Origin of the sequence: Pseudoduganella sp. RAF53_2, assembly GCF_052113985.1 — a bacterium.
Classification (GTDB): domain Bacteria; phylum Pseudomonadota; class Gammaproteobacteria; order Burkholderiales; family Burkholderiaceae_D; genus Rugamonas.
The window spans coordinates 1-3,891 of record NZ_JBFRDW010000588.1; the positions used below are offsets into that span (position 1 = coordinate 1).

General features: G+C 64.3%; 4 protein-coding genes. 3 read left to right on the plus strand and 1 reads right to left on the minus strand.

Translation table 11 applies throughout. The features are described 5' to 3' along the window. Positions 1-1,443, plus strand: a 1,443-nt coding sequence (locus tag AB4Z11_RS25930; RefSeq protein WP_442028699.1) for a methyl-accepting chemotaxis protein, incomplete at its 5' end; no start/stop codon positions are given. On the opposite strand, the gene AB4Z11_RS25935 is transcribed toward AB4Z11_RS25930, so the two are convergent. Beyond that, positions 1,424-2,011: a DNA-3-methyladenine glycosylase gene (locus tag AB4Z11_RS25935; protein WP_442028701.1), complete on the minus strand. Its 588-nt coding sequence runs from the start codon at positions 2,009-2,011 to the stop codon at positions 1,424-1,426. The genes AB4Z11_RS25930 and AB4Z11_RS25935 overlap by 20 nt on opposite strands. Positions 2,012-2,162: 151 nt before the next feature. Between AB4Z11_RS25935 and AB4Z11_RS25940 the strand changes: the two genes are divergently transcribed. Further along, complete coding sequence (locus AB4Z11_RS25940) at positions 2,163-3,023, plus strand: HDOD domain-containing protein (RefSeq protein ID WP_442028703.1); 861 nt, start codon at positions 2,163-2,165, stop codon at positions 3,021-3,023. 25 nt (positions 3,024-3,048) lie between these two features. Beyond that, positions 3,049-3,891: DUF2863 family protein (locus AB4Z11_RS25945; RefSeq protein ID WP_442028704.1), on the plus strand; the 843-nt coding region annotated here is incomplete at its 3' end.

Genomic DNA, 3,891 nt, shown 5'->3' on the forward strand with positions numbered 1-3,891 from the left:
ATTAACGGCAGCTTCGCCAAGGAGAGACTGGATGCGCTGATTGCCCAGATTCGCGCGCGGCATGCATCCATCGGCACCCAGTTGCGCGCGCTGGCGGAAGTGGCTTCGCCTGACGAGAAGCCGATCGTAGAGGCCTCACTGAAGGCGCTCAACGCTTACCGGCGCGGCGTGCTGGAGACGATCGATCTGGCCCAGCTGGACCAGTCGATTGCGACCAACGCGATGTCCAAAGCCGAGAAGCAGTTCGAGGCGCTGGACGCGCAGCTGGCGCGGTTAGCGGGGCTGGAGAAGACGCTGAGCGAGACGGCTTTCGCGCAGGCGCGCGGCGACTTCCGTTCTTTGGGCGGGACGATGGCGGGCATTGCCGCGCTATCGGTGGCGCTGTCGCTGCTGGTGTCGATGCGCGTTCGGGCGGCCCTGCTGCGCGATATTGCGCTGATCGGCGGCACGGTGCGCAGCCTGGCGGCGGGCAAGCTGACGGCGCAGGCGTCCAGTCGGGGCAAGGATGAAATTGCTGAGACGTCGCGTGTGCTGGATCAGAGCATTGCGGGTCTAAACACGACGCTGCGCACGATATGCGAATCCATTGTTTCGATCGACACGGCGGCGCGCGAGATCGCAACCGGGAATATGGATCTTTCAACGCGCACCGAGATGCAGGCAGGGTCGCTGGAGGAAACCGCCAGCGCAATGGATAGCCTGACCAATGCGGTGCGCCAGAACGCGGAGAACGCACGCGAGGCTTGCGCGCTGGCGGCGGTGGCGTYGGATCTTGCTTCAAAAGGCGGCGATGCGGTGGCGCAGGCGGTGTCCACCATGGACTCGATCCGCGCCAGCTCGCGCAAGATCGTGGAGATCATTGGCGTAATCGATGGGATTTCGTTTCAGACCAATATCCTGGCCCTGAATGCGGCGGTGGAGGCGGCGCGCGCCGGAGAGCAGGGACGCGGCTTTGCAGTCGTTGCGGCGGAAGTGCGCACGCTGGCCCAGCGCTCGGCGTCGGCGGCGAAGGAGATCAAGGCGCTGATCGCGGAATCGGTGGCCACGGTGGACCGCGGCGCCGCGTCGGTTGGCGTGGCGGGCAATAGCATGGGCGATATCRTGGCGTCGGTGCGGCAGGTGAACGACGTGATCGAGCGCATCAACGCTGCCAGCGCGGAACAGGCGCAGGGGATTTCTGAAGTGAACAAGGCCGTGGTGCAGATCGATGACGTGACGCAGCAGAATGCGGCGCTGGTCGAGCAAGCTGCCGCTGCGGCGGCCAGCCTGGAGGAGCAGGCCAGCCACCTCGCCAGCGCGATCGCAGTCTTCGAGCTGGACCGGCCGCCCGCGCCCGACGCCGAGCCGGCGAGCACCGATGCCCATTACCGCGCGTTCGACGGCGCGGCGAACGCGCGGCAGCGCGAGCGCGGGTCGCGAGCGCTTAGCGGAACGGCTTGCTGAGGTAAGGCGAATCGGCGAGGCCGAAGCGCCAGGGGACGTCGACGGCTTTGCTGATGCCGATGCGCGGGCCGGCAACGACTTGCACCTGGCCCGTGCGGGGACGCAGTTCGAATGGCGGCGCGTCCAGCGCCATGGCGTTGTGGGCGCGCGTGACGGCCATGGCCTGGCATAAACGCCCAGGCCCGGCGCACAGGATGTGCACGTCATCGAATTTGCGCCGCGCGTGCATGGCCTCCAGACCTTCCACCGGCTCCAGCGCGCGGATCAGCACCCCCGCGCCGTGCCCGTCCTCCATGCAGACGAAGTTGAGGCACCAATGCAAGCCGTGCGAGCGGTAGACATAAGCATGTCCCGGCGGACCGAACATGGCGAAGTTGCGCTCAGATCGTCCCGTGAAGGCATGCGATGCCGGATCTTCGCGGTCATAAGCTTCGGTTTCCACGATACGTCCGCCGACGCCATCGACGAGCACGGTCACGCCGATGAGCTTGCGTGCCACCTCGTGTGCGGGACGTTCAAAGTCGATTCCTGCGATTAGTCTGGTCATGCCGGCGATTGTAGCAAGCATTGCAAGCTTGTCCGATTGGCCTGCCAAAACGCTATCAAAATCATGCACTTGGGCAACAAACGATAAAATATTTCTTCTGATAAATRAGCCGTAGTGGATAGATGCGGCGATAATGACAGCGGTCCGTTTAACGCAGTTCAGTGGAAGCAAAATGACAACAGCAGCAGCGCCGGCGCCAGCCGACACCGCAGAAGAAGCCCTTCTGCGCTCGATCCGTATTCCGCCGCGGCCAAGCCTGCTCGTCGACCTGCAAGCTGAACTGGGCCGGGAAGATCCGTCGCCGCGCAATATCGCCCGCATCATTGCCAATGACGTGGGCATGTCGGGTGCGCTGCTGAAGCTGGCCAACTCGCCTTTCTATGGCGCTCAGCGCAAGGCCAAGTCGGTGGAACAGGCCATCAACTTCCTCGGCATTACCAATTGCGCCGCCCTGCTGACCGGCCTGCTGGCCCGCCAGGCCATCGAGGGCAATGAAGCGTCGCTCAACCAGTTCTGGGAAATGTCGGCGCGCCGCGCCCAGGCGCTGGTGTTCATTTCGCGCCGCCTGCGCCTGGCGCCGCCGGATATCGCCCACACCTTCGGCCTGTTCTGCGATATCGGCATCCCGATCCTGATGAACCGCTTCAGCGACTATGCCGCCACGCTGGACCGCGCCTCCGGCAGCGCCACGCTGAAATTCACGGCGGTGGAAGATGCGCGCCACATGACCAACCACGCCTCCATCGGCTGCCTGCTGGCCCGCAACTGGGGGCTCTCGCCGGACGTGTCCTGGGCCATCCTGCACCATCACGACTATGAAGTGCTGGCCGACGGCGCCACGGATGACGCCATCCGCTCCCTGGTGGCGGGCTCGGTGCTGGCGGAACGCGCCATTCAGCGCTACCATGGCAACCCTGAATCGCCCGAGTGGGCGAAAGGCGGCGAGCTGGCCTGCCAGCATCTCGGCATGAGCGAAGACGAAACCGCCGACCTGCTCGACGAACTGCACGAAACCTTCCACATCGAACATTGAGGCGCTTCCGGGCGCCGCCCGGAATATGCCCAAGAATAAGAAGCCCGTCCTCCGCAAGTCTCACACGGCGCCTGCCGAAAAAGAAGATGCCCTGAGCCAGGCGCTGGCCGAACTCGCGCTCACCGTCGCCGAGCAGGAATACGAGGACATGAGCGAATATGAGCTGGACTTTCATCGCCAGATTCGCCGCTACCTGAACCAGCAGAAGAACGACATCCTGTACGGCGCGCTGGAAATTGCGCGCTTTGATGACAGCGCCGGCTACCAGCTCTTGCGCGACACCATTGAGGAACACGCGGGCACGCTGCTGCTGCATCGCGAAGACGGTCCGGAGATGGAAGTCAACGCCTTTGCCATTCCAGTGTTCGTGCATAGCCAGGGCGGCCTGTCCGAAGCGGACAGCTTCCAGGACGAGCAAGCCTACGCTGCCTTGGTGGAAAGCCTGCGCAGCGGCGGCCTGGAAAGCCCCAAAGCCAAAATCGTGCTGGTGCAGCACGCCTATGACCTGAACGAAGCGGAGCGCATCACCTACGGCCAGCTGAACGCCATGGTGCGCGAAGCCGCCGTCTCGCTGACCGACAAGAAGGTACGCGAAGCTCCTGCCCTGCAGCGCAGCATCTCCGGCTGGTCGCCAACCACCTTCGGCTCGGACGATGAAGCCGTGGAGCTGCGCTTCCTGCTGGGCTTTGCCTACAAGCGCGCCGACGATGCGTTCTACCGCATCCCTGAAGATGAAGCGGCGCAGGACGAATACTTCGCCGCCCGTATGGAGCGCTACCAGGCCTGGACCGAGGCGGCCGCGCCGCTGCTGCAGCGCATCCTGGCACGCGGCGACAAAGCCCAGTCCTTGCGCCTGAACTTCCTGTAC